Raw genomic sequence first — 22,933 nt, 5'->3', positions numbered from 1 at the left:
GATGGCGAAGGTAAGTTCTGTCAACAAGAACGAGCGTCGCAAGATGCTCGTCAAGAAGTACGCGCCTAAGTATGCGGCGCTCAAGGCAATCGCTGGCGACAACTCGCTGAGCGACGGCGAGCGGATCGAGGCACGCCTCAAGATGGCCGAGATTCCCCGCAACGGGAACCCGACGCGCATCCGCAACCGCTGCGAGCTGACGGGTCGTCCGCGCGCTTATTATCGCAAGTTCCGCCTCTGCCGTATTCAGCTGCGCGATCTGGCCAACAAGGGCCTGATCCCGGGCGTTACGAAGTCGAGCTGGTAAGGATCAACAGATGGCATTGACCGATCCCCTGGGTGATATGCTCACCCGCATCCGCAACGGCCAGCGCGCGCGCAAGGACTCCGTCCTGACGCCGGGCTCCAAGCTGCGGGCCCGCGTTCTCGACGTCCTCCAGCGCGAAGGCTACATCCGTGGCTATAGCGAAGAGCAGATGGGCCCTGCGGCCGGCATCCGCATCGAGCTGAAGTATTTCGAGGGCCAGCCTGCGATCAAGCACGTTGCCCGCGTTTCGAAGCCTGGCCGTCGCGTCTATTCGGCTTCGACCGAACTGCCGCGCGTCATGAACGGCCTCGGCATCACCATCGTCTCGACGCCTCGCGGCGTTCTGTCCGACGCCGAAGCGCGCGAACAGAATGTCGGCGGCGAAGTCCTCGCGGAGGTGTTCTGATATGAGCCGCATCGGTAAAAAGCCGGTCGCGATCCCCAGCGGCGTGACCGCGACGATCGAAGGCCAGCAGCTCACCGTGAAGGGGCCCAAGGGCACCCTCGCGATGCCGCTGCGCGAAGAGATCAGCTATGTGCTCGAAGAGGGTGGCGTTTCGGTCAACCCCGCAAACGAGACCAAGCGCGCTCGCGCGTTCTGGGGCATGCAGCGGACGCTCGTGCAGAACCTGATCACCGGCGTGTCGGACGGCTTCACCAAGAAGCTGCTGATCAACGGCGTTGGCTATCGTGCTGCGGCGCAGGGCAAGAACCTGAACCTCAAGCTCGGCTACAGCCACGACGTCAACATCGACGTGCCGGAGGGGATCGAAGTCAAGACCCCCGACAACACGACGATCGAGATCTCGGGTTCGGACAAGCAGAAGGTCGGCCAGCTGGCAGCTGAAATCCGTCGTTGGCGCAAGCCCGAGCCTTACAAGGGCAAGGGCATCAAGTACGACGGCGAGTTCATCTTCCGCAAGGAAGGGAAGAAGAAGTAATGTCGACCAAGGGTATGTCTCTCTTCGAGAAGCGGCGCCGCCGCAACCGCACCGCGCTTCGTGCACGGGGTTCGGGCCGTCCGCGGCTGTCGATCCACCGCTCGGGCCGCCACATCTATGCGCAGATCATCGACGACGCCAAGGGCGTGACGATCGCTGCCGCTTCGACGCTGGAAAAGGACGTGCGCGACACGTCCGGCGCCAACCTCGACGCAGCGACCGGTGTCGGCACGCGCATCGCCGAGGCCTGCAAGGCTGCTGGCGTGACGCAGGTCGTGTTCGATCGCGGTGGCTTCCTGTTCCACGGCCGGGTCAAGGCGCTGGCGACTGCCGCGCGTGAAGCCGGATTGGAGTTCTAATTATGGCTGACGACAACATTCCGAACGAAATCGCAGCGTCGCCCGACGGCGCACCGGTTCCGCAGCAGGATGCACCGCGCGGTCGCGGTGGTCCTGGCGGCAACCGTGGCCCAGGCGGCGGTCGTGGTGGTCCTGGCGGCGGTGCGAACCGTGGCGGCCGTGACAACCGTGGCGGTCGCGACAATCGCGGTCGTGGCGGCCCCGGTGCCGACGATGGCGGCGAAGAGCTGATCGAGAAGCTGGTTCACATCAACCGCGTCTCGAAGACGGTTAAGGGCGGCAAGCGCTTCGGCTTTGCGGCACTCGTCGTCGTCGGCGACGGCAAGGGCCGGGTCGGCTTCGGTCATGGCAAGGCGCGCGAAGTGCCCGAAGCCATCTCTAAGGCGACGGCTGCTGCCAAGAAGGCAATGGTCCGCGTTCCGCTCAAGGAAGGCCGCACGCTGCATCATGACGGTAACGGTCACTTCGGTGCCGGTCTCGTCACGCTGCGCTCGGCGCCGGCTGGTACGGGCATCATTGCTGGTGGTCCGATGCGCGCCGTGTTCGAGTCGCTCGGCGTCGCCGACGTCGTGACCAAGTCGGTCGGCACGTCGAACCCCTACAACATGATCCGGGCAACCTTCGAGGCGCTGACCTCGCAGGTTTCGCCAAAGTCGGTTGCACAGCGTCGCGGCAAGAAGATTGCCGACCTGCTGGGCCGTGGTGGATCCGAGACTGCCGAGGCCGATGCGGCCGCGGTTGTGGAGTAAGATAGATGGCCACCATCAAGATCACGCAGACCGGTTCGCCGATCCGCCGCGAAGCCGACCAGCGTGCAACGCTGATCGGCCTCGGCCTCAACAAGATGCACAAGACGCGTGAGCTCGAGGATACCCCCGAAGTCCGGGGCATGATCCGCAAGGTCGCGCACATGGTGAAGATCGAGGCGTAAGCCGAGATCTGACGCCCTCTCCCGCCTTTGCGGGAGAGGGTTGGGTGAGGGCCTTCTTCTTTTGCGAAGCTCGCAGAAAAAGAAGGCCCTCACCGACTACGACTAGGCCCGCCTGAAGAAGGCGGACCAAGTCTCCGTTGCCTCTCCCGCATGCGGGAGAGGATACTGGGGCTAGTCGGATATAGACAAACGCGGGGCAGGGGGCTAACGGCCCCCTTCTCCATTTTATCAGCGCGACAAAAGCGAAAGCGAGTGCACACATGAAACTCAATGAAATCCGCGACAATCAGGGCGCGCGTAAATCCAAGATGCGTGTCGGCCGTGGTATCGGTTCGGGCAAGGGCAAGACTGCCGGTCGTGGCCAGAAGGGCCAGAAGAGCCGTGAAGGCGTCTCGATCGCAGGCTTCGAAGGCGGCCAGATGCCGCTCCACATGCGTCTGCCTAAGCGTGGCTTCAACAACATCTTCGCCAAGGACTATGCCGAGGTGAACCTCGGTGCGATCCAGGCTGCGGTCGACGCAGGCAAGATCGAAGCTGGCGCGACGCTCGACCACAACGCGCTCAAGGCCGCTGGCCTGGCGCGTGGCGGCAAGGACGGCGTCCGTCTGCTCGCCAAGGGCGAGATGACGGCTGTTCTCAGCTTCACCGTTGCCGGCGCGTCGAAGGGCGCAATCGAGGCAGTCGAGAAGCTCGGCGGTAAGGTCGACGTGATCCACGTCGTGCCCGCAGCTGAAAAGGCTGCCGCCAAGAAGGGCGTTAAGTATCGCGAGCGCAAGGCGCACAAGGAATCGTTCAAGGCCTGAACGCTTCGGGCCTGAATTTCCCGGCCTGTGCTCTCCGCCGTCACCCCCGCGAAAGCGGGGGTCCCGCTTCTCCTTTAGCGTTCGCTAGAAGAAGCGGGATTCCCGCTTTCGCGGGAATGACGGGAAGGCGGCATCGGCAGGAAATCTGACCGCAAGGTTAGACAAGCCCGTTCGGGCCCCTATATGAGCGGCGGGGGCGGTAACGCTTTCCGCCGTTTTTTGTTTCCTGACACCTGAGTTACCGGGACGATACGCAGCATGGCATCCGCAGCCGACCAGATGGCTTCCAGCATCAGCCTGTCGAAATTCGCACAGGCGACCGACCTCAAGAAGCGGCTGTGGTTCACCATCGGCGCGCTGATCGTGTTCCGCTTGCTCAGCTACGTGCCGCTGCCGGGGATCGACCCGACCGCGCTGACCGAGCTGGCCAACCGCACCAGCGGCGGCGTGCTCGATTTCTTCAACGCTTTCTCGGGTGGCTCGCTCAAGCGCGCCAGCCTGATCGCCTTGGGCGTCACCCCGTACATCACCGCCTCGATCGTGGTGCAGCTCGCGACCTCGCTGTCACCGACGCTGGCCGCGATCAAGAAGGAAGGCGAGAGCGGGCGCAAGAAGCTCAACCAATATACGCGCTACGGCACCGTCGCGCTGACGATCATCCAGGGCTATTTCCTCGCGCTCGGCTTCGAGAGCCAGGGCGTCGTGGTCGATCCCGGCTTCATGTTCGTCGCGGGCTCGATCGTCAGCCTCGTCGGCGGCACGATGTTCCTGATGTGGATCGGTGAGCAGATCACCGCACGCGGCATCGGCAACGGCATGTCGCTGATCATCATGGCGGGTATCGTCGCGAACCTGCCGACGACGCTCTACAACCTCGCCCAGGGTGGCCGCGCGGGCAACCTCAACGGTTTCACGATCGTCGCGATCGCGGTCGCCGTCGCAGGCCTGATCCTGTTCATCTGCTTCATGGAGCGCGCGCAACGCCGCATCCTGATTCAGTATCCCAAGCGCCAGACGCAGCGCGGGATGCAGTCGGACCGCAGCCATCTGCCGCTCAAGATCAACACCGCTGGCGTGATCCCGCCGATCTTCGCCTCGTCGCTGCTGCTGATGCCGCTGACGGTGATGCAGCTCGCCGGCAAGCAGACGACCGGTGCCAAGGAAACCTGGTATGGTGACCTGGTCATCACGCTCAACCAGTACCTCCAGCACGGCAGCCTGGTGTACATGCTGCTCTATGGCGCCGGCATCATCTTCTTCTCGTTCTTCTACACCGCCGTGGTGTTCAATCCGGAAGAGACCGCCGACAATCTCAAGCGTCATGGCGGCTTCATCCCCGGCATCCGCCCGGGCAAGAACACCGAGAATTATTTCGACTATGTGCTGACGCGCATCACCGTCATCGGTGCGGGCTATCTCGCGATTATCTGCCTGTTGCCCGAATATCTCGTGTCGGCGCTCGCGATCCCGTTCTACCTTGGTGGCACTAGCCTCCTGATCGTGGTCAACGTAACGATGGATACGGTGACGCAGATCCAGAGCCATTTGCTTGCGCATCAATATGGCGATCTGATCAAGAAGGCGAAGCTGAAGGGCGGACGTCTCCGCTAAGCGAGACGTTTCGGAAGGGGATTGTGGCGTGAACATCATTCTTTTGGGGCCTCCGGGCGCGGGCAAGGGCACCCAGGCGGCGCACCTCGAATCGACGCGCGGCATGATCCAGCTCTCGACCGGCGACATGCTGCGTGCGGCGGTCAAGTCGGGCAGCCCGGTCGGGTTGCAGGCCAAGGCCGTGATGGAAGCGGGTGAGCTCGTCTCCGACGCTATCGTCTCGGGCATCATCGACGAGAAGCTGGCGTCGCTCGATCCCGCGCAAGGCGTGATCTTCGACGGCTATCCGCGGACCGCGGCGCAGGCCGAGCAGCTCGACACGATCCTCGAAGGCCGTGGCCGCACGCTCGACAAGGTGATCGAGCTCGAGGTCAACGAGGACAAGCTCGTCGCGCGGATCGTCGGTCGCTACACCTGCGCAGTGTGCGGTGCTGGCTATCACGACCATTTCAAGCAGCCCAAGCTCGCCGATACCTGCGACGTCTGCGGCAGCCACGAGTTCAAGCGCCGCCCCGACGACAATGAAGAGACCGTGCGCACGCGCATGGCCGAATATCGCGCGAAGACCGAGCCGATCATTCCGATCTACCAGGACCACGGCCTGCTGGCGCGCGTCGATGGCATGGGCGAGATCGGTGCCGTGACCAAGGCGATCGAAGCGATCCTCGACGCCGTCTGATCGCGCTGCCGCGCGGCGCCGCGCTCTTTCCGTTCGCGCTGGGCCTGTCGAAGGCCAGGCCTTCGTGAGGCTGGAAAGAGCCGTGCTTCGACACATTCGGGGCGAACCGCTGTAGGTCTGCTCGAGAGCAAGCCGCGAGGGAACGGGTTCTCTCGCGGCTCGCTTTTTCTGGCCGCTCCGCCGCCATTTCATTGCAAATGACGCTTTCGTCACGTCGCCGTCACCGTCGTGGCAGCCGCCGCGCGGCATAAGAGCCCCAACGCCGGGTGCATGCGGCGGGAAAACTTCACGAGATCGGCACTCGCACTCCCGGGAGTGTCGTTGGCTGGCGGAAGGCTTGCTTTCCGCCAGCCTCATTTCATTCTAGGCACGAGGAAACCGCCCGGAATGCCACCTATGTCCCGCAAGATTCTGATCGTCGAAGACGATGCCTCGACCGCCGCCTACCTCGCCAAGGGGCTGGGGGAGGCGGGCTATGTCGTCCAGACCTGTGCCGACGGCCGCGATGGGCTGTTCCTCGCGAGCGAGGGCATTTTCGACCTGATCGTCGCGGACCGTATGCTGCCGGGCCTCAATGGCCTGGCGATGCTCGGCGCGATCCGCGCTGCGGGCGTTGCGACGCCCGCCTTGATCCTGTCCGCGCTCGGTACGGTCGATGACCGGATCGACGGGCTCAACGCCGGTGCCGACGATTATCTCGTCAAACCCTTCTCCTTCGCCGAACTAACCGCGCGGATCGATGCGATCTTCCGCCGCGTCGATCGCGGCGGCACCGAAGGGCAGCCGACCAAGCTGTCGGTCGGCGACCTCGAGATCGACCTGCTCGCGCGTACCGTCGTCCGGCAGGGGCGCGCGATCGCGCTGGGTGCGCGCGAATTCAATCTGCTCGAATATCTTGCGCGGCACGCCGGGCAGGTGGTGACGCGCACGATGATGCTCGAGAAGATCTGGAACTATCATTTCGACCCGGGATCGAACGTGGTCGACGTCCATATCGGGCGGTTGCGGCGCAAGCTCGAGGAGGGCTTTGCCGCACCGATCCTGCACACCGTGCGCGGCGCGGGGTATCGGCTGTCGACCGAGCCTTGATCCGGCTTTCGGTCACTGCGCGGATCGCTTTGCTCGCGATCGGGCTGGCGCTGATCTCCAACCTCGTGCTCGTCGCGTTCGTGTGGAAGCTCGTCCATGACGATGCGATCGATGCGGTGCGACGCGATACGATCGAGGAATCGGACGCGCTGGTCGCGGTCTATCGGACCGGCGGGCTGGCCGCGCTCAGTCGTGCGATCGAGGATGCGCAGGCGCCCAGCGATCCGACCCGGATCGTGATGGTGGTCGGCCCCGACGGTCGTCGGTTGGCGCAGGTCGGCCCCGCGATCGGGCAGGACGGGCAGGCGCCCTCGATCGGCTTCCATATCGGTCAGGTAGGCGATTCGCGGCCCTGGTCCGATCGCGAGGCTGGTTATGCGGTGCGGCAGATCGGGCCCAACCGGCTCGTCAGCGGGCATCTGCTCGACGATTGGGAAGAGGAACAGCGCGGCATCGAGCGCGCGCTCGCCGCGGCGACCTTGCTGTCGCTGGCGCTCGGCATTGGCGGCGGGCTGGTCGTGACGCGCTACGTCGGGCAGCGGCTCAACCGCGTGACCGACGTGATCGAGGGCGTTGCCGAGGGCGATCTGTCGCGGCGCGTGCCCAATGCGGCGAGCGCCGGTGATGCGTTCGATCGCCTCGCGCTGCGGCTCAATGCGATGCTCGATAAGACCGAGCGGCTGATGACCGAATTGCGGATCGTCACCGATGGCCTCGCACACGACCTGCGCTCGCCGCTCGCGCGGTTGCGCGCCAAGGCCGAGGCGGCGGTACTGCAGGCTGATCCCGCGCAGCGCGAGGCGGCGATGGGCGGGCTGCTGATCGAGACCGATCTCGTGATGCGGATGCTCTCGACGATGATCGAGATCACCCGCGCCGAATCGGTGCCGCGCGACCGGCTCGCGCCGATCGATCCCGCGACGTTGATGGAGGAGATTGCCGAACTCTACGCACCCGTCGTCGAGGACGAAGGGATGCGCTTCGAGGCGGTGATCGAGGCCGGCGCGCCTCGTATCGTGTTGCACCGCGAGTTGCTGACCCAGGCGATCGCCAATCTGATCGACAATGCGCTGCGTCATGCCGGGGCGGGCGGGGCGATCACCTTGCGGCTGGCGATCGCGGGCGGCGAGGCGCGCTTCCAGGTCGAGGATCGCGGACCCGGCATCGCCGAGGCCGACCGCGCGCAGGCGCTGCGCCGCTTCGGCCGGCTCGACACCGCGCGCAGTCTGCCGGGCGCAGGGCTGGGGATGGCGCTGGTCGAGGCGGTCGCGCGGTTGCACGACGGGCGGATCGAGTTGGGGGACAATGCGCCGGGGCTGGTGGCGGCGATCGTGGTGCCGGCGACGTTGTGAATCCCGCTGAAAAAGCGTAGGTTCGATGCATGAATGTCCTGGCCAAGCTGACCCCGGAGCAACTGATCGAACCCCGCAAGCTGCCGCTTTGTGTGGAGGATTTCATCGTGCTTCAGGAAAGCGGGGCGCTCGACGCGTTCGCGAAGTCCGAGTTGATCGACGGAGACATTTACACCGTGAACGCGATCCATCGACCGCACGCGGCTATTCTGGCGGATATCAACGCCGACCTCGTATACGCTGTGCGAGCGTCGGGCCTTGCCCTCAAGGTCTATACGCCTGTCTCAACCAAGCTGGACGAGCACAATCTGCCAGAGCCTGATCTGGTTATTGCAACGATCGAACGGGAAGAGTTTGTGTCTGGGCGGTCCGTCCGGCTCGCCGTCGAGGTCTCGGCAAGCTCGCTTGCTTTCGACCTCGGCAAGAAAGCGCAGCTTTACGCGCGAAGCGATATTCCCGAATATTGGGTTGTCGATGTGACGGGGCGCAGGATCGTCCAAATGACGGCGCCGATCGACGGAGCTTACAGCGTTATCAGCGAGATCCGGTTCGGTGACCGCATCACTGCGATCACTATCCCGCAAATTGCGATCGACACCACAGCCCTCGCTTGACACCAGCCGAGTCGGCCGTTACCGAGCCTCTATTCCGAAACACCGGTCTCCGGCGGCGCTGTTTGCGTGCGCCGGTGTCGTGCGTTACGGTATTCAACGCGTCGAGATGGGGTTTGCAGCCATGCAGCCCCGTGGAGCAGGAGAAAAAGTTCATGGCACGTATCGCCGGGGTCAACATCCCGACCAACAAGCGCGTCGTTATCGCGCTCACCTACATTCATGGCATTGGCAACACCAAGGCCAAGGAAATCGTCACCAAGCTGAACATCCCGATGACGGCGCGTGTGCAGGACCTGACCGATCAGGAAGTGCTCCACATCCGTGAGGCGATCGACGCTGATTACACCGTCGAAGGCGATCTGCGTCGCCAGGTTGCGATGAACATCAAGCGTCTGATGGATCTCGCCTGCTATCGTGGCCTGCGCCATCGCAAGGGCCTGCCGGTCCGCGGCCAGCGCACGCATACCAATGCGCGCACCCGCAAGGGCAAGGCTAAGCCGATCGCCGGTAAGAAGAAGTGAGCTTGAGCCGCGGGTGACCGCGGCTCGCTCCTCGTTCAGGATTTAGGATTTCAAAATGGCACGTGAACCACAGCGCATTAAGCGGCGCGAGCGCAAGAACATCACCTCGGGCGTCGCCCATGTGAACGCAAGCTTCAACAACACCATGATCACGATCACCGATGCCCAGGGCAACGCGATCTCGTGGTCGTCGGCCGGCGCAATGGGCTTCAAGGGCTCGCGCAAGTCGACTCCGTACGCAGCGCAGGTTGCAGCGGAAGACGCGGGCAAGAAGGCTGCCGAGCACGGCGTCCGCACGCTCGAAGTCGAAGTGAAGGGCCCGGGTTCGGGCCGTGAGTCGGCGCTTCGCGCGCTGCAGGCGGTCGGTTTCCAGATCACTTCGATCCGCGACGTGACCTCGATCCCGCACAACGGCGTGCGTCCTTCGAAGCGTCGTCGCGTCTGATTTCTCTCGGGCGTGCGCGGTTGATCGCGCTGCACGCCCGAGATTCGTAATTGGTCGGCATTGCGCAGTGCCGGCCCAAAACCAAGGGATAGCCTATGTCCGTCAATGCAAAGAACTGGCAGGAACTGAAGAAGCCGTCCGGCCTCGAGAAGAAGTCCGGTGATGGCAAGCGCAAGGCAACCTTCGTCGCCGAGCCGCTGGAGCGTGGTTTCGGCCTGACGCTCGGCAACGCGCTGCGCCGTGTTCTGCTGTCGTCGCTGCAGGGGGCAGCGGTCACCTCGATCAAGATCGAGAACGTGCTGCACGAGTTCTCGTCGCTCGCCGGCGTGCGCGAAGACGTGACCGACATCGTGCTCAACGTGAAGCAGATCGCGCTGCGCATGCAGGGTGAGGGCCCCAAGCGGCTCCAGCTCTCGGCAACCGGTCCGGGTGCAGTCACGGCTGGCGACATCGCAGTGACCGGCGACATCGAAGTGATGAACCCCAAGCTGGTGCTGTGCCATCTCGACGAGGGCGCGACGCTCAACATGGAATTCACCGCTGACGTCGGCAAGGGCTATGTCGCTGCCGTCGCCAACCGTCCGGCTGACGCGCCGATCGGCCTGATCCCGGTCGACGCGCTGTATTCGCCGGTCAAGCAGGTGAGCTACAAGGTCGAGAACACCCGCGTCGGGCAGGAGCTCGATTATGACAAGCTCACGCTGACGATCGAGACCGACGGCACGATCACGCCTGAGGACGCTGTCGGCTATGCCGGTCGCATCCTGCAGGACCAGCTCGCACTGTTCGTCCACTTCGACGATTCGTCGGTGACGCGTTCGGCTCCGATCGGTCACGCTGCTCCGGCGGCTGCCGCTGGCGAAGTGTCGGGCGACACGCAGCAGATCAACCGCTACCTGCTCAAGAAGGTCGACGAGCTCGAGCTTTCGGTGCGCAGCGCCAATTGCCTCAAGAACGACAACATCATCTATATCGGCGATCTGGTCCAGAAGACCGAAGCCGAGATGCTGCGCACGCCGAACTTCGGCCGCAAGTCGCTCAACGAGATCAAGGAAGTGCTGTCTTCGATGGGGCTCCGCCTCGGGATGGAAATCCCGGGTTGGCCGCCTGAGAACATCGAAGAGATGGCCAAGAAGCTCGAGCAGGAAATCATGGGTTGATTTCACACTGGCGCATGCTGCGCCGGAGATGAAATCGACCCGGCCGGCGGGCCGCTTGGCCCGTCCGACGACGCGGCTTTGCCGCGGCGGGCTCGAGTAGAAGAAGAAGACCCTCACCCAACCCTCTCCCATGAAGAATGGGAGAGGGCTAAGGTAAGCAAGATGGCGATGGGTGGCGGCCATAACGGCCACCTGGTCTGGGGTACCTCACACGGCCCCCTAACGAACGAAGGAAATCACCATGCGTCATCGCGTAGGCGGTCGTAAACTGCAGCGTACCTCGGCACATCGCATTGCGTTGTTCCGCAACATGTCCGCTGCCCTCATCAAGCACGAGCAGATCACCACCACCGTCGCCAAGGCGAAGGAACTGCGCCCGTACATCGAGAAGCTGGTTACGCTCGGCAAGAAGGGTGGTCTCAGCAACCGCCGCCTGGCGCACGCACGGCTGCTCGACGATGCGCAGCTGATCAAGCTGTTCGACGTTCTGGCGACGCGTTATGCCGATCGCAACGGCGGCTACACCCGCGTGATCAAGGCCGGCATCCGCATGTCGGACGCCTCGCCGATGGCGGTCATCGAATTCGTCGACCGCGACGTGAGCGCCAAGGGCCAGGATTCGGGCCCGGTGATCATCGACGGCGAGTATGACGAGGCCGCATAAGCCGTAATTGCTTTGCAGGTTGAGAAAGGAGTCGCGCTCGGTAGAGTGCGGCTCCTTTTTTCGTTTCGGAGCCCTACATGCGCTTTACCTTGCCGCTGATCGCTCTCGTTCTCGCGGCTCCCGCGCAATTACAGGCCCAAAGCATGAAATATCCCGAGACCCGTCGCGTCCCTCAGGTCGACGAACAGTTCGGCGTCAAGGTCGCCGATCCGTATCGCTGGCTCGAGAATGACGTACGCACCGATGCCGAGGTCGCGAAGTGGGTTGCCGACGAGAATGCCGTCACCAACGCCTATCTGGCGACATTGCCCGGGCGCGACATCTTCGCGGCGCGGTTGAAGCAGTTGCTCAACTATGAGCGCTTCGGCGTGCCGGTGAAGAAGGGCGGGCGCTATTTCTACACGCGCAACGCCGGGCTGCAGAACCAGGCGGCGCTCTATGTCCGCGACAGCGTGAACGGCGAGGGCCGCGTGCTGGTCGATCCCAACACTTGGTCGAAGGACGGCGCGACCGCACTCGCCGAATGGACGCCGTCGGAGGACGGCCACAAGCTGCTTTACGCCGTGCAGGACGGCGGCACCGACTGGCGCACCGTCAAGGTGCTCGACGTCGCCAGCGGCGCGATCAGCGACCAGATCGATTGGGTGAAGTTCTCGAGCCTGTCCTGGGCGAAGGACGGGTCGGGCTTCTATTATTCGCGCTTTGCAGCCCCCGCCGAGGGCGCGAAGTTCCAGGCGCTCAACGAGAACCAGCAGGTCTATTTCCACAAGCTCGGCACGCCGCAAAGCTCCGACCTGCTGATCTACGCGACGCCAGACCGGCCGAAGATGGGGCACAATGCGAACGTCACCGACGACGGCAAATGGCTCGTCATCACCACGCATGAGGGCACCGACAATCGCTATGAGATCACCGTTATCGATCTCACCGCGCCCAGGCCCGCCCCGCGCACCATCTTCAAGGGGCTGCAGAACCAGTGGACCTTCGCGGGCAATGTCGGCGGCAACTTCTACTGGGTGACGAACAAGGACGCGCCGCGGCTGCGGATCGTCGCGACCAAGCTCTATGCGCGCTCGGCCGAAGTGCCCGAGCATGAAGTGGTGCCGCAGGGCAAGGACGTGCTCGACGGCGCGTCGATCGTCGGGGGCAAGCTGCTGCTCTCCTATCTCGCCGACGTGAAGAGCGAGGTCCGCCGCTACACGCTCGACGGCAAGCCCGATGGTGTCGTGCCGCTGCCTGGGATCGGCGATGTCGGCGGCTTCGGCGGCGACCCCGACGATCCCGAGACCTTCTACGCCTTCACCAGTTTCGCTACGCCGACGACGATCTATCGCTACGATGTGAGCACGGGCAAGGCGACGCCCTGGGCAGCGCCGAAGGTCGCGTTCGATCCATCGCGCTACGCGGTCGAGCAGCGTTTCTATACGTCGAAGGACGGCACCAAGGTCCCGATGTTCGTCGTCAAGCGCAAGGACGTGACGGGGCCCGCGCCGACGTTGCTCTACGCCTATGGCGGCTTCAACATCTCGGTGACGCCCGCGTTTTCGGCGACGCGGATCGCGTGGCTGGAGCAGGGCGGGGTGTTCGCGGTCGCCAACATTCGTGGCGGCGGGGAATATGGCAAGCCGTGGCATGACGGCGGCCGGCTCGCCAACAAGCAGAACGTGTTCGACGATTTCATCGCCGCGGGCGAGTATCTCAAGGCGCAGCATATCACCGGGGCGGACCAGTTGGTCATCCAGGGCGGGTCGAATGGCGGCTTGCTGGTCGGTGCGGTGACCAATCAGCGGCCTGACCTGTTCGCGGCGGCGCTGCCGGCCGTGGGCGTGATGGACATGCTGCGCTTCGATCGCTTCACCGCGGGGCGCTATTGGGTCGACGACTATGGCTATCCGTCGAAGGAAGCCGATTTCAAGACGCTCTATGCGTACTCGCCGTACCACAATATCCGGCCGGGCAAGCCGTATCCGGCGATCTTGGCCGAGACGGCGGATACCGACGACCGCGTCGTGCCGGGGCATACGTTCAAATACACCGCTGCGCTGCAGGCGGCCGATCTTGGGCCGAAGCCGCGGCTGGTGCGCATCGAGACGCGCGCCGGGCATGGATCGGGCAAGCCGACCGACAAGGTGATTGCCGAGACCGCGGATGCGTGGGCGTTCGCGGCGAAGTGGACCGGGTTGAGCGTGAAGCCGGTAGAGTAGGTTTCTTCTTAGCCCCTCCCCTTCAGGGGAGGGGGTGGGGTGGGGACGTGCTGGGCGCGCGGGTGCCCGTTACAGCCCCACCCCAACCCCTCCCCTGAAGGGGAGGGGAGCTCTGTCGCGCCGGCGTCTTCGCGCCACACCAATAATTGGTGCCCGTCATGCACCCCGACGACGCGCAGCTCAGTCCCCGCCGCCAGCTCCAGCGGCACATCGAACGGATAATATTGCGCCCCCCAATGCGATTTCGCATCCGGGCCAGGCCGGTTCTCATAGTCGATCACATCGTCGAGCTGCAGCCGGATCCACTGCATGATCCCGCCGATCGGCCCGCCCTGCGCGACGAGCGTCGCCGCACCGTGATGCGGCTCGCGTGCGGCCTCGCCGGTGAAGTCGAACGACAGCAACGCCGCCGGCTCGCTTTGCAGGGTAAGCGTCGCATCGCTCACCGCGACGTTGCGCGGCACCTGCGTCAGCGCGTTGAAGCCGCCGAGATCGAACCCCGACACCATCGTCATCCGGTGGTCCTCCGCCGCCGCCCAGCTGCCGAGCGCGATCATCACGTCGCCACCCGCCGGGATCATCTGCCCACCCGGCGCGAGCAGCCGCGTCGCGGCATCGGCGAGCGTCTTGAGCACGCCCTCGGCAAGCAAATTGTTCGACACGATTTCCGAGACGATCACATCGGCGCGGCCTTCGAGATCGGATTCCATATCGAGTTCGGTCGAATTGCCCGTCACCACGCGCACCCGATCGGCAAACCCATTCGTCGCGACGATCTGACGCGCCATGTCGGCGATCGCGGGGTTCTCCTCGCACGCGACGACGCGCCCGGCACCGGCGCGCGCCGCCATCATCGACAGCAGGCCGCTCCCCGCACCGATGTCGAGCACGTGTGTGCCCGGCGTCACCGCACGGCGGATCGCGGCGTCGAACGCGGCGTTGCGCGGTTCGTCACGCAGCATGTTGAAATGCCAGCGTGGGACGCTCTGGCCGATCAGTTGCTGGGTGCGCGCGGCGACCTCGACATCGTCGGGTTCGTGCGTGCGCGCTGCCATCGCCAGCGAATAGACGCGACCACCCAGGCCGATCTTGGCGGCGAGCCCGGCGAGCCCGGCAAGCTTGCGCCCATCGCCCGCGGCCGCGGTGACCATCGGTTCGAACCCGGCGCGCGCGGCGGCTTTCATATACTTGTCGTGCATTTGGCCCCCAAAGCTCTTCCCCCGCCGCGCGCTTCTGCTATCTGGCGGCATGACCCATCCGACCGACTCCATTCTCATCGTCGATTTCGGCAGCCAAGTGACGCAATTGATCGCACGGCGCGTGCGAGAGGCTGGCGTCTACAGCGAGATCGCCCCGTTCACCACCGCAGAAGCGGCCTTTGCGCGAATGGCGCCCAAGGGCGTGATCCTGTCGGGCAGCCCGGCCTCGGTGCTCGACGAGGGATCTCCGCGGATTCCGCAGGCGATTCTCGACAGCGGCGTGCCGATCATGGGCATTTGCTACGGCCAGCAAGTGCTGATGCAGCAGCTCGGCGGCAACGTGACGCTCGGTGAGAGCGGCGAGTTCGGCCATGCCGTGATCGAGGTGACCGACGACTGCGTGCTGTTCGACGGCGTGTGGAAGACCGGCGAGAACCACACCGTCTGGATGAGCCATGGCGACAAGGTCAGCGCGCTTGCCCCCGGCTTCCGCCCGGTCGCGGTCAGCCCCGGCTCGCCGATCGCCGTCGTCGCCGACGACGCGCGCAAATATTATGCGACGCAGTTCCACATGGAAGTCGCGCACACCCCCGACGGCGCCAAGCTGATCGCCAATTTCGCGCGTCACGTCTGTGGCCTCACCGGTGACTGGACGATGGCCGAGTTCCGCGCCGCCAAGGTCGCCGAGATCCGCACGCAGGTCGGCAGCGGCCGGGTGATCTGCGGCCTGTCGGGCGGCGTCGACTCCGCGGTCGCGGCAGTGCTGATCCACGAGGCGATCGGCGAGCAGCTGACCTGCGTGTTCGTCGACCACGGCCTGATGCGCACCGGCGAGGCCGAGCAGGTCGTCAGCCTGTTCCGCAACAGCTACAATATCCCGCTCGTCCATGTGAACGCCGAGGATACCTTCCTCGCCGGGCTTGCGGGCGAGACCGACCCCGAGAAGAAGCGTAAGTTCATCGGCGGCGCCTTCATCGATCTGTTCGAGGAAGAGGCGCGCAAGGTCGGCGGTGCCGATTTCCTCGCGCAGGGGACGCTGTATCCGGATGTGATCGAGAGCGTCAGCTTCACCGGCGGTCCGTCGGTGACGATCAAGAGCCACCACAATGTCGGCGGCCTGCCCGAGCGGATGAACATGCAGCTCGTCGAGCCTTTGCGCGAACTGTTCAAGGACGAAGTCCGCGCGCTCGGCATGGAGCTCGGCCTGCCGCAGGCGTTCGTCGGCCGGCATCCGTTCCCGGGGCCGGGCCTCGCGATCCGCATTCCCGGCGAAGTGACCAAGGAACGCTGCGACATCCTGCGCAAGGCCGACGCGATCTATCTCGAGGAGATCCGCGCGGCGGGTCTCTACGACACGATCTGGCAGGCGTTCGCTGTGCTGCTGCCCGTCCGCAGCGTCGGCGTGATGGGCGATGGCCGCACCTACGACAACGTGCTCGCGTTGCGTGCGGTGACATCGACCGACGGCATGACCGCCGAGGCGTTCCAGTTCCCCGGCGACTTCCTGCCGCGCGTCGCGACGCGGATCGTCAACGAGGTCAAGGGCATCAACCGCGTGACCTACGATTACACGAGCAAGCCGCCCGGCACGATCGAGTGGGAGTGATTTCCCGCGACTAGGGGGTTTTGAGCGTACGATCGCGTCGCGGTCCGGGGGGAAAGCATTGTGACCGATCTGTTCCGTAAGAAGATCATCCTCCACGGCGACGACCAGCCGGTCGAAGAGCGCATGGCGCGCACGCTGTCGTGGCCGCATCTCGTCGCGCTCGGCGTCGGCGCGATCGTCGGCACGGGCATCCTGACGCTGATCGGCGTGGGCGCCGATCGCGCTGGCCCCGCGGTGTTGCTGAGCTTCGCGATCGCGGGTGCGATCTGTGCGTGTGCCGCGCTCTGCTATGCCGAGATGGCGACGATGATCCCCGCCTCGGGCAGCGCCTATACCTATAGCTATGCCGTGCTCGGCGAGGTTATCGCCTGGGTCGTCGGGTGGAGCCTGATCCTCGAATATTCGCTCGTCGTCTCGACCGTCGCGGTCGGTTGGTCAGGTTATGCGGTCGGTTTTCTGCATGGCCTCGGCATCGATTTGCCCGACTGGGCGACGCACGGGCCGAGCATCGGCGGTGCGTTCGGGATCAACCTGCCTGCGGTGTTCATCATCGCCATTGTTGCGGGGCTGTTGACGATTGGCACGCGCGAGAGCGCTCGGATCAATACCGTGCTCGTACTGGTCAAGATCGTCACGCTCGCTTTGTTCGTAGCGGTCGCGCTGCCGCATTTCGATCCGGCGAACCTGCACCCGTTCGCGCCCTATGGCTATGGCAGCGTCGCGGGCGATGGCGGGGTCAAATACGGCGTGATGGGCGCCGCGGCGATCATCTTCTTCGCCTTTTACGGCTTCGACGCGATCTCGACCGCGGCCGAGGAAACCCGCAACCCCGAGCGTGACCTAGCGATCGGCATCATCGGATCGATGGTCGCGTGCACCGCGATCTACATGATCGTCGCCGCGGTCGCGGTCGGCGCGGTGCATTTCTCGGTGTTCGGCAAGAGCAGCGAGCCGCTCGCGTTGATCCTGCGCCAGATCGGGCAGGGCGGGGTCGCGACGATCGTAGCGGCCGCCGCGGCGATCGCGCTGCCGACCGTGCTGCTCGGTTTCCTGTATGGCCAGAGCCGGATCTTCCTGGTGATGGCGCGCGACGGCTTCCTGCCGCCCGCGCTCGCGCGGCTGTCGACGCGCGGGACGCCGGCGCGGATCACGCTCGTCACCGCAGTGTTCGTCAGCGTCATCGCCGCGCTGACCCCGCTCGACGTGATTGCCAGCCTCGCCAATGCGGGAACGCTGTGCGCCTTCGTCGCGGTCGCCGCGTGCGTGCTCGTGCTGCGGCGGCGCGATCCCAAGGCGCGGCGCCCGTTCCGCACGCCGCTCGCCTGGCTGGTCGCGCCGCTCGCAATCCTTGGATGCGTCTATCTGTTCACCAGCCTGCAGGTCGTGACGCAGGCGTCGTTCCTGGTGTGGAACGCAATCGGGCTGGCGGTGTATTTCGCCTATGGCCGCGCGCGCGCGACGGTCGCGCAGTAACGCGCACTGGTCAGCGCCCGGCGGCGCGCTTATGTCGCGCTCAAAGGGAGCTTCCATCATGTCCGCGACCAAAGAAGGTGGCTCGAACTTCGTCGTCATCGCAGCGCTCGTCGCCAATCTCGGGATCGCCGTCGCGAAGTTCGTCGCGGCGGCGCTGACGGGATCGTCGTCGATGTTGACCGAGGGCTTCCACTCGGTGGTCGACAGCTTCAACCAACTGCTGCTGCTCTATGGCCAGCATCGCGGCAAGCGCCCGCCCGACGAAGCCCATCCGTTCGGCTATGGCCGCGAACTCTATTTCTGGAGCTTCGTCGTCGCGATCCTGATCTTCGGGGTCGGCGCGGGCGTTTCGATCTATGAAGGCTGGGAGCATTACAAGCACCCCGAACCGCTGCGCGATCCGCTGGTCAATTACATCGTGCTCGGCGTGTCGTTCGCGCTCGAGGGCGGGTCGTGGTTCTTCGCGATCCGCGAATTCGCCGCAGCTAATCGCGGCGTGAACTGGTGGAAGGCAGTGCGCCGATCGAAGGACCCGGCAGGCTTCATCGTGCTGTTCGAGGATTCGGCTGCGATTGCCGGCCTGATCGTCGCTGGTGCCGGCGTGTTCCTCAGCCATGCCTATGGCGATCCGCGGATCGACGGCATCGCGTCGATCGTCATCGGCGTGCTGCTCGGCGTGGTCGCGGCCCTGCTGGCGCGCGAGGCCAAGGGCCTGCTGATCGGCGAGGGCGCCGACCCCGAGATCGTCGCCAAGGTGCACGCGATCGTCGATCGCCGGCCGCAGATCACCGCGGTCAACCATGTCCGCTCGATCCATACCGCGCCCGAAAGCATCTTCCTCGCGATCAGCGCCGATTTCGAGGATTCGCTGACGATGGGCGAGGCCGAATTGCTGATCGAGGACATCGAGACCGAATTGAAGGCGGCCGAACCCAAATTGTCGTCGATCTATATCCGCCCCGAGCGCAAGGAAGACGCGGCGCGGCTGCCGGCGGCGCCGGCGGACTGAGGCTCAGCGCGGCGCCGGGACGATCTCGACCACGTCGAGCAACGATTCGAAGCGCGGCCGCGGCAACACCAGGCGCCAGCGCTGCTCGCCGATCCGCTCGACATAGCCGGCGAGATCGCGATTGACGTCCTGCCCGTAATTGAGCGGGCGGGTCTCGTCGCCGATCACCATAGTGCCGAGGAAAACCGCGCGCGATGAGCTTTCGGGAAAGAGCAGACCGACCGGGCGCTGCGGACCCGAAACCTTGTAGAGGCTCGACACCGCGCCATCGCGCGTGACGTGGCAATCGACCTCGGGATAGGTCGTGACGTTGCGCATCGCGGTGCCGTTCGCGCCGAGCTTGAACACCCGGCAGCGATACGCGCCCGGCGGCGGGGTCGCGCCGGGCAGCGCGCGGTCGGGGTCGAACAGCAGCGGATCGGCGGTCAGCGTCCCAGCATTGGCGCTGGCCGATGCCTTGGCGAGCGCGGCGATCCACGCCTGGCGCCAGCCGCGCAGCCGCTCGCGATCGTTGGGGGTGGCGACGCGGCGCCAATCGGTCGTGTCGCTCGACACGCCAATCAACGAGCGCGGTTCGATCCGGACTTCGACCGTCTTATGCGCCTCGGCACCGCATTGACCGAACAGGGCGAACGGAAGCGTACACAGCGTAGATCCCAAACCCCGGGCAAATCTCTTCAAGGCGATCCTTCTTTCGTTGCGACCGGTATACGGAAGCACAACTAACCACGGCAGCGCTAGGTTGCCAACCACGCGCCGCCGCGGCCGAAAAGCCTGATCAGGCGGCGGTCCAACCGCCATCGACCGAGAGATTGGCGCCGGTGATCGATTTCGCCTCGTCGCGGCACAGGAACAAAGCGAGCGCGGCGACCTGATCGACGGTGACGAATTCCTTGGTCGGCTGTGCCTCGAGCAGGACGTCGTTCATCACCTGCTCCTTGGTCATGCCGCGCGCCTTCATCGTGTCGGGGATCTGCGCCTCAACCAAAGGCGTCCAGACATAGCCGGGCGAGATGCAATTCACGGTGATGCCGTAGGTCGCGGTTTCGAGCGCAATCGTCTTGGTCAGGCCGGCGAGACCGTGCTTGGCCATGACATAGGCCGATTTGTTGGGGCTCGCGACGAGGCTGTGCGCCGAGGCGGTCGAGATGATGCGGCCCCACTTCTTCGCCTTCATCAGCGGGACGGCGGCCTGCATCATGTACCAGGCCGAATTGAGGTTGATCTTGATGATCGCCTCGAACTTGTCGGCGGGAAAATCCTCGATTTTGGCAACGTGCTGGATGCCGGCATTGTTGACGATGATGTCGGGGCCGCCGAGCTTGGCATGGCAGCGCGCGACCATCGCGGCGATCTCTTCGGGCTTGGTCATGTCGGCAGCGTCGTAGAGCGCCTTGGCGCCGCTCGCCGCCTCGAGCTTGGCGCGCTCGGTCTCGATCGCGGCGGCATCGCCGAAGCCGTTGATGACGACGCTCGCGCCCTCGGCGGCGAACAGCTTGGCATATTCGAGCCCGATGCCCGAGGTCGAGCCGGTGACGATGGCGGTCTTGCCCTTGAGGAACATGCGTATCTCCGTTTCGGTCAGGGTAGGATCAGGGGAGCGGCGTGCGGTGGACGGTCAGATCGAACGCGGCGCTCTTGCCGGTCTCGATATTCTCGGCGACGAGCCGGGCGTTGGCCATCGTCTCGGCGACGGCTTCCTGGCCCGCTTCCCAATGCTCGCGCATCGTGCGCGCCGAGAATTCGAAGTCGCGGCTGCCGCCCTCCCACGCATTGGCGCGGTAGATCAGGTGGACGAGGTTGACCGGATCCTCGTTCGACTGGTTGCGCAAGGCAACGACATCGGGGTCGTCGGCGAGTTCGGGCGGCAGCTTGGCGAGCACTCGGCGCGCGAGTTCGCGGTCCTTGCGGATGCGCATCACCTGGTCGGAGACCTGGCGCGTGCGGCTCGAGAAGCGAATTTCCTTTTCGCGCGCCATCACGTCCATGATCGTGCGCGGGCGCTCGGTCGCGGCGGAGAAGAGATCGACCTGGAAGGCGAGCAGCGCGCCCTGCTGGTGATCGAGCACGTGTGTCAGCGGGGTGTTCGAGACGAGCCCGCCATCCCACCACAGCCGCCCGTCGATCTCGACCGGCGGGAGGCCGGGCGGCAGGGCACCCGACGCCATGATGTGGCGCGCGTCGATCTTGGTCTCGGTCGTATCGAAATAGCTGAAATTGCCGCTCTCGACATCGACCGCGCCGACCGACAGCCGGACCGGGCCGTGGTTGAGCAGATCCCAGTCGACCAAGGAATCGAGCAGGTCCTTGAGCGGTGCGGTGTCGTAGAAGCTCATCGCGCCGGGCGTGCCCGGCACTGCGAACATCGGCGAGACGAGCCGCGGCTTGAAGAAGCCGGGCACGCCCGCCGCGAGCACGAAGCCCGCGGACCATTCGTGGAGGAACTCGCGGATCCGGTCGTCGGGGAAGATCGGGAAGCTCGGCAGTGCCGAAGTGACCTTGTCCCAGAAGATGTTGAGCCGCTCGACGCGGCGATCGGGCGGATTGCCCGCGACGATCGCGGCGTTGATCGCGCCGATCGAAATGCCCGCGACCCAGTCGATCTCGATCCCGCTCGCCGCGAGGCCCTCGATCACGCCCGCCTGATAGCTCCCGAGCGCGCCGCCGCCTTGCAGCACCAAAGCAACGCAATCGGGGAGGGGAAGCGCCTTGGCGTGACGTTTCGGACGGACTGTGCCTGCATCTGCCATGCGGCTCGACATGCGCGAGTTGCCGTAGCGGATCAACGACAGTTTGATGAAACCCGTGTCATCCGGCGGCGGATCGGAGGCAACAGCGGCTTGCAACAAGCGGGCGCGCGAAGCATTCAGCAGAAAGCGGCAACGACCCCGGGACTGATCCAATGCGCCTCGACGATTTCGACCCCAACATCAATGTCGAGGACCAACGCGGTCAGGGCGGCAGCGGCTTTGGCGGCTTTGGTGGCGGAGGCGGTGGCGGCGGCTTGCTGCTCGGCCTGCTGCCGATGGTGTTCAGCCGCTTCGGTTGCGGCGGCGTCGCGATTCTGCTCGCGGTGCTGTTCTTCTTCGGCGGCGGGCTCGGGATGCTCGGCGGTGGCGGGACCAGCCAGCGCTCGGCCCCGACCGAACAGGTCGGGCAGCCAAGCTCGGGAAAGAGTGTCACCGCAAGCTGCACCGCCGATGCGGCAAGCAAGGTGGCGTGCAACGCGTTCAGCTCGGCCGACAAGACCTGGGCGTCGATCTTCCAGCGCGAGGGCAAGACCTTCCAGCGGCCGAAGCTCGTCTTCTATGGCGGCAGCGGTCGTTCGGGCTGTGGCGCGGCGCAGAGCGCGATGGGGCCATTCTATTGCCCGCGTGATCAGGGCGTCTATCTTGACACGAGCTTCTTCGACGAACTCGGCACCCGCTTCGGCGCGAAGGGCGATTTTGCGCAGGACTATGTCGTCGCACATGAATTCGGCCATCACATCCAGAACCTGCTCGGCACGTCGGACCAGGTCGCCGCGATCCAGCAGCGTGGCAGCGAAGTCGAGGGCAACCAGGCCTCGGTCAAGCTCGAGCTGCAGGCGGATTGCTATGCCGGCGTCTGGGCCGCGCAGAACAAGGACCGGCTCGATGCCGGTGACGTCGAGGAAGGCATGACGGCAGCGCAGGCGATCGGCGACGATACGCTGCAGAAGCAGTCGCAGGGCCGCGTCGTTCCCGACAGCTTCACCCACGGCACTTCGGCGCAGCGCATGGCGTGGCTGCGCAAGGGCATGGACAGCGGCGACCCCGCGCAGTGCGACACCTTCTCGGGCGCACTGTAAGCCCAGGTCAACAAAAAGCCCCTCTCCCGGTGGGAGAGGGGCCGAGGAGCGGCGCGACGGAAGGGGGGGGCGGCTTCCGTGATCTGCGCCACCTTTCGCGCGGCTGGCCCCGCTCCCACCGGGAGCGGGGCGCCTCG

25 protein-coding genes are annotated in these 22,933 nt (G+C 65.1%); 21 read left to right on the top strand and 4 right to left on the bottom strand.

All coding sequences use genetic code 11. The features are described from left to right. Position 1: 1 nt before the first annotated feature. From rpsN to EAH76_RS09165, 17 genes are all read left to right on the top strand, one after another. Positions 2-307, top strand: coding sequence for a 30S ribosomal protein S14 (gene rpsN / locus EAH76_RS09245; RefSeq protein ID WP_010185506.1), 306 nt, complete (start codon positions 2-4; stop codon positions 305-307). A gap of 10 nt (positions 308-317) precedes the next feature. Further along, positions 318-713 (top strand): 30S ribosomal protein S8, encoded by a 396-nt coding sequence (gene rpsH / locus EAH76_RS09240; RefSeq protein ID WP_010185507.1) that lies wholly within the window; start codon positions 318-320, stop codon positions 711-713. Between the two features lies 1 nt (position 714). Next, complete coding sequence (gene rplF / locus EAH76_RS09235; RefSeq protein WP_010185508.1) at positions 715-1,248, top strand: 50S ribosomal protein L6; 534 nt, start codon at positions 715-717, stop codon at positions 1,246-1,248. Next, positions 1,248-1,607 carry a 50S ribosomal protein L18 gene (rplR, locus tag EAH76_RS09230; protein ID WP_010185509.1) on the top strand — a complete coding sequence of 120 codons (360 nt, stop codon included), beginning with the start codon at positions 1,248-1,250 and terminating at the stop codon, positions 1,605-1,607. The genes rplF and rplR overlap by 1 nt, the downstream gene beginning before the upstream one ends. Before the next feature lie 2 nt (positions 1,608-1,609). After that, a complete protein-coding gene (rpsE, locus tag EAH76_RS09225; protein WP_140849937.1) occupies positions 1,610-2,356 on the top strand; it encodes a 30S ribosomal protein S5 in 747 nt (248 codons plus the stop codon). A 5-nt stretch (positions 2,357-2,361) separates the two neighbouring features. Continuing rightward, complete coding sequence (gene rpmD, locus EAH76_RS09220; RefSeq protein WP_010164564.1) at positions 2,362-2,538, top strand: 50S ribosomal protein L30; 177 nt, start codon at positions 2,362-2,364, stop codon at positions 2,536-2,538. Positions 2,539-2,798: 260 nt separating this feature from the next. Continuing rightward, positions 2,799-3,341, top strand: coding sequence for a 50S ribosomal protein L15 (gene rplO / locus EAH76_RS09215; protein WP_140849936.1), 543 nt, complete (start codon positions 2,799-2,801; stop codon positions 3,339-3,341). 258 nt (positions 3,342-3,599) lie between these two features. Next, a complete protein-coding gene (secY, locus tag EAH76_RS09210) occupies positions 3,600-4,952 on the top strand; it encodes a preprotein translocase subunit SecY (RefSeq protein WP_140849935.1) in 1,353 nt (450 codons plus the stop codon). Between the two features lie 28 nt (positions 4,953-4,980). Continuing rightward, complete coding sequence (locus EAH76_RS09205; RefSeq protein ID WP_140849934.1) at positions 4,981-5,631, top strand: adenylate kinase; 651 nt, start codon at positions 4,981-4,983, stop codon at positions 5,629-5,631. Between the two features lie 396 nt (positions 5,632-6,027). After that, complete coding sequence (locus EAH76_RS09200; protein ID WP_140849933.1) at positions 6,028-6,720, top strand: response regulator transcription factor; 693 nt, start codon at positions 6,028-6,030, stop codon at positions 6,718-6,720. Then, positions 6,717-8,072 carry a HAMP domain-containing sensor histidine kinase gene (locus tag EAH76_RS09195; RefSeq protein ID WP_140849932.1) on the top strand — a complete coding sequence of 452 codons (1,356 nt, stop codon included), beginning with the start codon at positions 6,717-6,719 and terminating at the stop codon, positions 8,070-8,072. The genes EAH76_RS09200 and EAH76_RS09195 overlap by 4 nt, the downstream gene beginning before the upstream one ends. 29 nt (positions 8,073-8,101) lie before the next feature. Continuing rightward, on the top strand, positions 8,102-8,686 hold the full coding sequence (locus tag EAH76_RS09190; protein ID WP_140849931.1) for a Uma2 family endonuclease: 585 nt from the start codon (positions 8,102-8,104) through the stop codon (positions 8,684-8,686). 152 nt (positions 8,687-8,838) lie between these two features. After that, positions 8,839-9,207, top strand: coding sequence for a 30S ribosomal protein S13 (gene rpsM, locus EAH76_RS09185; protein ID WP_010185518.1), 369 nt, complete (start codon positions 8,839-8,841; stop codon positions 9,205-9,207). A 55-nt stretch (positions 9,208-9,262) separates the two neighbouring features. After that, the gene (gene rpsK, locus EAH76_RS09180) at positions 9,263-9,652 is read left to right on the top strand and encodes a 30S ribosomal protein S11 (protein ID WP_010164557.1); all 390 of its coding nucleotides are present in this window, start codon (positions 9,263-9,265) and stop codon (positions 9,650-9,652) included. Between the two features lie 95 nt (positions 9,653-9,747). Then, positions 9,748-10,812, top strand: a complete 1,065-nt coding sequence (locus EAH76_RS09175) for a DNA-directed RNA polymerase subunit alpha (RefSeq protein WP_133189613.1) — start codon at positions 9,748-9,750, stop codon at positions 10,810-10,812. Positions 10,813-11,053: 241 nt separating this feature from the next. After that, entirely contained in the window at positions 11,054-11,476 is a 423-nt protein-coding gene (gene rplQ, locus EAH76_RS09170; protein ID WP_140849930.1) for a 50S ribosomal protein L17, read from the top strand. Positions 11,477-11,553: 77 nt separating this feature from the next. Beyond that, positions 11,554-13,680, top strand: coding sequence for a prolyl oligopeptidase family serine peptidase (locus EAH76_RS09165; protein WP_140849929.1), 2,127 nt, complete (start codon positions 11,554-11,556; stop codon positions 13,678-13,680). A gap of 8 nt (positions 13,681-13,688) precedes the next feature. Here the strand turns inward: EAH76_RS09165 and EAH76_RS09160 are convergent, their stop codons facing one another. Beyond that, entirely contained in the window at positions 13,689-14,879 is a 1,191-nt protein-coding gene (locus EAH76_RS09160) for a 50S ribosomal protein L11 methyltransferase (RefSeq protein ID WP_161989006.1), read from the bottom strand. Positions 14,880-14,928: 49 nt separating this feature from the next. Between EAH76_RS09160 and guaA the strand changes: the two genes are divergently transcribed. The 3 genes from guaA (at position 14,929) to EAH76_RS09145 (ending at position 18,967) form a co-directional block, all read left to right on the top strand. Beyond that, on the top strand, positions 14,929-16,485 hold the full coding sequence (gene guaA, locus EAH76_RS09155; protein ID WP_140849927.1) for a glutamine-hydrolyzing GMP synthase: 1,557 nt from the start codon (positions 14,929-14,931) through the stop codon (positions 16,483-16,485). 123 nt (positions 16,486-16,608) lie between these two features. After that, positions 16,609-17,958, top strand: coding sequence for an amino acid permease (locus EAH76_RS09150; RefSeq protein WP_194150991.1), 1,350 nt, complete (start codon positions 16,609-16,611; stop codon positions 17,956-17,958). Between the two features lie 58 nt (positions 17,959-18,016). Then, the gene (locus tag EAH76_RS09145) at positions 18,017-18,967 is read left to right on the top strand and encodes a cation diffusion facilitator family transporter (protein ID WP_140849925.1); all 951 of its coding nucleotides are present in this window, start codon (positions 18,017-18,019) and stop codon (positions 18,965-18,967) included. 3 nt (positions 18,968-18,970) lie between these two features. On the opposite strand, the gene EAH76_RS09140 is transcribed toward EAH76_RS09145, so the two are convergent. The 3 genes from EAH76_RS09140 to EAH76_RS09130 all read right to left on the bottom strand — a co-directional run bounded on the left by EAH76_RS09140 (position 18,971) and on the right by EAH76_RS09130 (position 21,717). Then, positions 18,971-19,648 (bottom strand): DUF4893 domain-containing protein, encoded by a 678-nt coding sequence (locus tag EAH76_RS09140; protein ID WP_194150961.1) that lies wholly within the window; start codon positions 19,646-19,648, stop codon positions 18,971-18,973. Positions 19,649-19,745: 97 nt separating this feature from the next. After that, a complete protein-coding gene (locus tag EAH76_RS09135; RefSeq protein ID WP_140849924.1) occupies positions 19,746-20,531 on the bottom strand; it encodes a 3-hydroxybutyrate dehydrogenase in 786 nt (261 codons plus the stop codon). A 28-nt stretch (positions 20,532-20,559) separates the two neighbouring features. Then, positions 20,560-21,717: a patatin-like phospholipase family protein gene (locus EAH76_RS09130; protein WP_140849923.1), complete on the bottom strand. Its 1,158-nt coding sequence runs from the start codon at positions 21,715-21,717 to the stop codon at positions 20,560-20,562. Between the two features lie 152 nt (positions 21,718-21,869). On the opposite strand from EAH76_RS09130, the gene ypfJ reads away from it, so the two are divergent. Beyond that, a complete protein-coding gene (gene ypfJ / locus EAH76_RS09125; protein WP_140849922.1) occupies positions 21,870-22,796 on the top strand; it encodes a KPN_02809 family neutral zinc metallopeptidase in 927 nt (308 codons plus the stop codon). Positions 22,797-22,933: the final 137 nt, after the last annotated feature.

Source organism: Sphingomonas glacialis (genome assembly GCF_006439055.1).
In the GTDB taxonomy this organism is placed as follows: Bacteria; Pseudomonadota; Alphaproteobacteria; order Sphingomonadales; family Sphingomonadaceae; genus Sphingomonas; species Sphingomonas glacialis_A.
The sequence above is the reverse complement of the archived record's forward strand: the minus strand, read 5'-3'. Positions and strand labels throughout refer to the sequence as shown.